The organism is Aporhodopirellula rubra (genome assembly GCF_014192335.1).
GTDB classification, from domain to species: Bacteria; Planctomycetota; Planctomycetia; order Pirellulales; family Pirellulaceae; genus Rhodopirellula; species Rhodopirellula rubra.
Window position 1 is genome coordinate 89,766 of record NZ_JACHXU010000031.1, and the last position, 6,629, is coordinate 96,394.

Below are 6,629 nucleotides of genomic sequence, written 5' to 3' on the forward strand. Positions count from 1 at the left end.
CGTTTCAGAAAATCGCCGGCAGTCGAGCGATACGAACACTGCCGGATCTATTTAGGACGTGCAGAAACGACGAAAAGCCCGAAGGGCCTGCCGAAGCGGACCGATCGAGCTAGTCGTGGGAGTGTCGTCGTTAATCCGGGCGCGTACCCGGCGACAACCACTCAAGCCTCCGCCCCTACACGGAAAAAGCAATGTCTGGTTGAGGGATGTTGCGATTCACGATCAACGTGGGATCGCCATCCGTCGCACGGGTGCCGGAACAAACTCGGCGGGTGCGTTGTTTTCGTAGGTAACCGGTTGGACGGCCCGTGCGTGTTCGACGTGTCGGGCAGATTGCCATTTTGACGAGCCCGTGGTCGAGGTGGTGTCGAGTTGTCCTTGCGGCGTTGGGATTACGCTCGGTGACGAGTTCAGCGACGGTGCGTCGAGCGAAGGTGCTGGAGTTGGGACGTTTCCTTCTCGCAGTGTGTTGCCGCCCGGTGCGGGGCTGAGCAATTCTGCGGGGCTGTCACCGAGTTCGCTGAGCGGTTGATCGTTGACTTCGACCGGGTTGCGGTACGGATCGAGGTTGATCCCCAATGGATCGTTGATCGATCCGCCGTATTCGCCGTTGAGTCCTGGTTCGTTGAGCATCATGGATTCCGGTGACAACGTTTGACCGTGGGTCATCGTTCCGCTGCCGATGATCTCCGATGCCGAGGCGGCGTCACGCAGAGGTCCGGTGCGGACGACTCCTGGACGGCTCACACCGTAGACCAGTTCTTTGCCAGCACTGCGTTCGCGAGCCCGCTCGAGAGCGTCCCAGTAGGCTTTCTTGTTCCAAGGGCCTTCTCGCAGCACGATGTTGTTGTTGGCGAGCATGGTGCCTTTGAGGTAGTCGACGTAGTTGAGCGATTTGTTGTACTCACCGAGGGCTCGGTAGTAATCAATTTGTGCTTGAGCCTTACGTTGTTGACTCTGCAACACGACGTTGACCGGGCTACGACCGTTCTTGAATTCCGCCAAACGGGCTTCCACTTCTTGCTCGGCGGCTTGCCAACGTTGAGCGTTGGTTTGGACGAGTTGATAGTGGGTGGCCACTTTTGCGTCGGCGTCGGACAATCGGCTGACGAGCAATCGTTCTTTCTCCTGCAGGTTGGCTTTCTCACGGGCGAGTCGCAATTTGGCACCGCGGATTCGAGTCAGTTCGCGACGGGCACCGAATGCCGAAGGAGTGATTTCCAATCGAACGGCACCTTCTTGATAGTTGCCATCGGTGAGGCTTTCGAGTGCACTGCTGCCCGGGGCGGGGAAGTCGACGTCCGAGCCGCTTGGCGGGCCGAGTGTGTCGCCGACACCGACGTAACGGTACAGGAGCGAAAGGTTGACCTCAGGCAAGATTTGGTTCTTGGCCGAAATGAGTTCGAGTTCCTGTTGTTTGATGCGGGTCTTGGTTTGACGCAGTTCGGGCGACAGGTACAACGCTTGCGCGACCGATTCGTTCCAGTCGTGTTCGACACGTGCGATCGTCGGTTCGTCGATTGGGCGAATCAAACGTCCGTCGGTCGGTGAGATCCCGAGCAGTTCACGCAGGCGGCGTTCGGCACCGTAGACGCCCTGACGATCTGAACCGGGAAGGTTCGATCCGGCGATGGCGGATTCGAGCAAGCCGCGGAATTGGTAGTACTGTTCGACCGCTTGGGCGAGTTCTTGACGCGTTCCGGTACCGTTTTCGAGTGCGAGGCGAGCGAATTGAGCGGTCGCGATCGCACTGTTACGACCGATGATCGCGGTGGCAACGCCACGGTAAGCGACGTACAGGTCCCAGTAAGCGACTTCGACGTCACGGACGAGGTTGCGGATTTGGATTTCGTATTCGGCGATCGAAACGTCTTCGTTCAAACTGGCGAGTACGACGGGGATGCGGTTGATCAACGTGCCACGGTTTCGCATCAGAGGTTGTTGAACCTGAGCTTCCATGGTGACGGTGTAATCGCTCGGCACGATTCGCGATGCCGAGTTAAACGAACCCAATGGCAGGTTGCTGCGGCCGTAGACGAGTTGGTTGCGGATGGTTGCGACGCCGCCGGTGGCGAGTCGTTTGCTGATCGCGGCTTGGGCGGTCACGTCGTCGGATTGAAATTCAGATCGCGAAACGGTGCTGTTGCCCGAGTTACGTGGACGGTCGGTGTTGCTGTAGTTGAAGAACCCGCTCGCTTGTGCGTCGAATTCAGCCAACGCGTCTTCAACACCGCCGACTTGGTTAGCACGCAAGACGCCTCGTGGCAGGACTCGGTTGCCGTTGCCGTCGACGGTCAGAGGAACCGACTGGGTGGTCGATTGGCTGATGGCGACATCGTAAACGCTGCCGAATTGGTCGGCGGTGCCGCTGATGAATTGGTCGGCGACGTTTTGACGTGCTTCGGCGATGCCGCTCGTCGTGATGAAGAACTTCGCATTGGCCAGCGCGATCGAGACGGCTTCCTCGAGCGGAAGATTCCAGAACTGGTAATCGTGGTTGCCGATCGTCAACGGACGCAATGTTTGCGTCGTGTCGGGTAGACTTGCCACGTCCACGTCGGGATATTCAATCTGCGTCGCCGATTGAAGGTAATACTTCAAATCGGGCGATTCGTTGAGAAAGAATGGCTGAGTGGGTGCACAACCGCTGGCAAGCAAGAGCGCGAGCCCGAGTTGCAAGTAAGCAGTGTAGCGGTATAGCAGCGAGCGATTCATGCCCTGGACTTCCCTGGATCGGCGGTCGCCGTGAAACCCATGATTGCAAACGCCACAAGGCACCTACGTCATGGACTTCCGTACAAACCGTTGAATTGGAAAGCCCCCCTACAAATATCTCACGCCGTACGCTCCACCGAGCGACATGAGATCTCTGTCCGAGGAAGGTATCGGCCAGGGCCCTTGGTTAACTTTGACGATTCTGATGATATTTCCGATTATTCCGATTCCTATGCTCTGTGGTTCCGCTGGGATCGCCCGAGTAAGCCCCGAATGAGTTCCGAGTAAGCGATGACGAGACGACGAAACCGACCCAAACAAGCCGCTCCGCCCGCGAATCGTCCCGCCGACACGCCGTCGACCGACGAGAGTCGTGAAACAACCAACCGGGAAACTGGCGTGGATGCGGCAACTGCAACAGGAGCAGAATCGGCCGGTGGCGGCGGAACCATCGACGCTGCGGCTATCGAAGGCGGGGCTATCGAAGGCGGGGCTATCGACAGTGCGGCACGTTCGGCGGGAGAGTTTACGGGCGAGGTGCCGTTGGATCCGGTTTTGAAAGAGACGCTGAAACGAGCACTTTTTCCACAGTTACCGTCGCTTTCGCGAATCATGTCGGTCGTGATGCTGGTGATCGGGATTCTCGCCGTCGGAGTGCTGTTCTATCAGGTCATGGTCGGCTTCTTCGTGCCGTTGTTTTTGGCGGCATTGTTGGTGGTGATCTTTCGGCCCGTTTACCAGTGGTTGTTGTTGAAAACGAAACGCCGCAAACGGTTGTCGGCCGGTTTGACGACATCGCTCGTGTTGTTGATCGTGCTGATGCCGCTGCTGATGCTGATCTCGATCGCGACCACTCAATTTACGGTTTTATTGTCACGGATGAACGGCAGTGCTTCGGTGGCGTTGGACCGCGTGAGAGGCCAGTTGGGGTTAGACCTGCCACACGCAGAACACTTTCGCGAATTGGACCGAATCGTCGACACGATGGGCGTGGCGGCTCCGGCGATTACGGAGCCCCAGTCGTATCAGGCACAGAAGTTTGATTACGCGGCCAAAGCGAAAGAACTCGATAAGGCGGCCGCGATCGTCGAGTATTTGCAGGAAGACGTCGCGGGGAGCATGTCGGCAACCGAGGCGGCGGAGGCGGCGATCGCCAACACTCGCGAGTTCGCCGAAGCACTCCGGGCGGCGGATCGAAAGCAGACCGATGAGGTTTCCGTCGGGAAACTCAATCCGTTGTTGAGATTGAACGTGTCCGAACAGTTCGAGCAGAACGCGGTCTTTGCCGCGGCGTCGATTCGAACCTGGATGCACCTCAAACTCGGCGGGGCGTTGCAAAGCCAATTGAAATTGCTGGCCAATCCCGACAAAGCCGACTTCAGCCGATTGATTCGCGGTGCCCGAGAATCGTTGCAACCGAGGTTCGTGCGCTTGACCAGTGCGACGGGCAGTGTGTTGGCGCAGATCGTGTTCGGGTTGGTAATCCTCGTGATCTCGGTTTACTTCTTTCTGCTCGACGGGCCTCGGATGATCGCCACGTTAATGCGTCTATCCCCGATGGACGATGCGTACGAGCACCAACTGTTGATGGAATTCGATCGGACCAGTCGTGCGGTCGTGCTCGCGAGCGTCGCCAGCGCGATCGTGCAGGGGATCCTCGCGACGTTGGGGTTTTGGGTATGTGGGTTTGAACAGATCGTGCTGTTGTTGTTCTTGACCAGTTTGATGGCGTTGGTGCCGTTCTTGGGAGCGGCGTCCGTGTGGGTGCCCTGCGCGTTGTGGCTCGGTGTGGTCGATCAGCGTTGGCTTGCGGCGGTATTGTTGGCGATTTGGGGGGCGGGCGTCGTTTCGTCGATCGACAACGTGATCAAGGTTTACGTTTTGCAAGGTCGCAGCCAATTGCATCCGCTGTTCGCGTTATTAAGCGTAATCGGGGGCGTTTCGGTGTTCGGGCCGATCGGGATCTTGGTCGGACCGATGGTCGTTGTCTTCTTGCAAACCCTGCTCGAGATTCTCAACCATGAAATCAGGAATGAGGACGAGTACGTGGAAGCAGAGGAAACCTGACGACGAAGTTGCCGGCCATGATTTCGTCGGGGGTTCGCCCAGCACTTCCTGCCTTCGCGTCTTAAGAAGATTCGCTACCACGGCTGGATGAGTCCCAACAGTCGGACATCACCGAAAGAATCGCGTTGGCTGCTGGCGATCACACTGGGATTGCCATTCAAGTTGGCCGAAGAAAAGCACTGTCATGGCCGAACTTAGTTTTGCTCGGGTTCGCGCATGCTACGCGATCCGGTGCCCGGTACCGTTGCAGCTATTGGGTACCGCACGCCTTTTCCTCATCCTTTGACGCCATCTATAAATTGCGTTTCGGGTTTGAGTTCACGCATTTCTACGAAACGGGGCGAAGAAGCGACCAAATAGTGAACGTCTGATCGTTTTTGAAACTTGTTGTGCGGGCGGTCGCGTTTGTGACCAATCAAGCAACCATTCGTACAGGGTCGTGTGGCAGGGCTGAATGTAGTCCAACAGATTGTCCTCCGACTCAAATCCATTTGGATCCAACAGATGAATGGCGGCGTCTGCTGAGTCAAGATCTATGCAGTACACAAGACCACAGCCACCCTCTGCGATTGGCAAGAGTTCGGCTGGCCAATTCCATCCTTCCTCCAGAGCGCGAGGGTCCCACATGAATTCTAGGTAGGTTTCAACAATTGGCATCCGTGAATCGAAACCGGCGAAGCCGCCGCGTAAGCCGAGCAGTCCGCCCTGTGGCCCAAACCCTCCATTGCCAACTGTGGAGTAAAGGTCAACAAGTAGGTCAGGTAGCGGATCGTCAATGAGGTCGCGTGACTCCTCCAGTTGCGTGGAGTCGAGTCGCGGCGATGGTGTTTGTCCCCAGGCAATGGATGCTGATTCACAGCGACGCGCTAAATGGTAGGAAGAGTTTTCCATCTGCATTTGGATATTGCCCGAGGTCACCAGGCTGGCGGTATTTGGTCTCGACCAACAATCTCGGTTGCTGGTCGGTTCCAGTGCACCGCTTGGATATTCGCTCGGGGCTGCGTTGGGGCGTCGGTTGTGTGATTGGCGAATGTGCGTCGTATCGGTGCCAGCATTGTAAGCGAAGGTGACGTCCCGCAGGGAAGACAACTTCGGGAGTCGGAGCAGGAAGAATCGGCACTCATGCGTTGCCGATGTCGATCGATGGCTGTCGGCCGCTTCGGTGACGCAGGTTAACGCCACCTCGGTTTCGACCAGTCAGCAAATTGTACCGGAGTGCAATGGGCCCTGGCCGAAGAAATGGTGGCCGGTACTGTTGCAGCTATTTGGTACCGCACACCTTTTTCTCACTCGGATGGTTCTGCCTTTTGGTTCACTGAATCACGGCTCCAAACCATTGTACAGTTCACCGGTTGCGAGTGCGACAAGGAACGCTCGCTGATCATCGGTTACAAGCAGTCCGGAATCGTATCCGTATTCATCCGGTCCGGCGTTGATGTCGTCCAACCTTCGTTGTGCAGCCTGTGATAGTGACTTCCTCTCGATGTCGGAGAGCGGATTGATATGTTCAGGAAGGGACTCTTGCAGCCGACATTGATAGTCAGTATCGACCGTTCCGTCATCCGCGAACATGATGGTCAGGAAGTAGTCGACGACGATATTAGACAGTCCGTTCATTTTCGGTTTCGCAGAAAACAAATCGATGGTGTCAAGTCAGTGGCAGAACGGCGGCCGTCAGCGGGCACGGCCATTGTGGTGTCTATCGACCAATCGCGTCATGCCGTGCTCCGTTGCACGGCGTGGTTCAAGTAGGCCGCTAGCGCGGCGGTTTTGTATTGGTGGTGGAATGGACGCGTGACGGATTGTTGGAAGCAACCTTTCAGGAGGAGCTGTTCGCTGGGAACAGC

4 protein-coding genes and 1 pseudogene are annotated in these 6,629 nt (G+C 57.0%); 2 read left to right on the top strand and 3 right to left on the bottom strand.

Going from position 1 to position 6,629, the window contains the following annotated elements; genetic code table 11:
* Positions 1–222: 222 nt before the first annotated feature.
* The gene (locus FHS27_RS27775) at positions 223–2,715 is read right to left on the bottom strand and encodes a TolC family protein (protein ID WP_184309189.1); all 2,493 of its coding nucleotides are present in this window, start codon (positions 2,713–2,715) and stop codon (positions 223–225) included.
* 291 nt (positions 2,716–3,006) lie between these two features.
* On the opposite strand from FHS27_RS27775, the gene FHS27_RS27780 reads away from it, so the two are divergent.
* Together FHS27_RS27780 and FHS27_RS31810 are read left to right on the top strand one after the other, a co-directional pair.
* Positions 3,007–4,782 (top strand): AI-2E family transporter, encoded by a 1,776-nt coding sequence (locus tag FHS27_RS27780; protein ID WP_184309192.1) that lies wholly within the window; start codon positions 3,007–3,009, stop codon positions 4,780–4,782.
* Between the two features lie 7 nt (positions 4,783–4,789).
* Positions 4,790–4,947 (top strand): annotated as a pseudogene (locus tag FHS27_RS31810) (transposase); the annotation flags it as partial.
* Between the two features lie 153 nt (positions 4,948–5,100).
* On the opposite strand, the gene FHS27_RS27785 reads toward FHS27_RS31810, so the two are convergent.
* Complete coding sequence (locus FHS27_RS27785) at positions 5,101–5,964, bottom strand: SMI1/KNR4 family protein (protein WP_184309193.1); 864 nt, start codon at positions 5,962–5,964, stop codon at positions 5,101–5,103.
* 138 nt (positions 5,965–6,102) lie between these two features.
* On the bottom strand, positions 6,103–6,399 hold the full coding sequence (locus tag FHS27_RS27790; RefSeq protein WP_184309195.1) for a hypothetical protein: 297 nt from the start codon (positions 6,397–6,399) through the stop codon (positions 6,103–6,105).
* Positions 6,400–6,629: the final 230 nt, after the last annotated feature.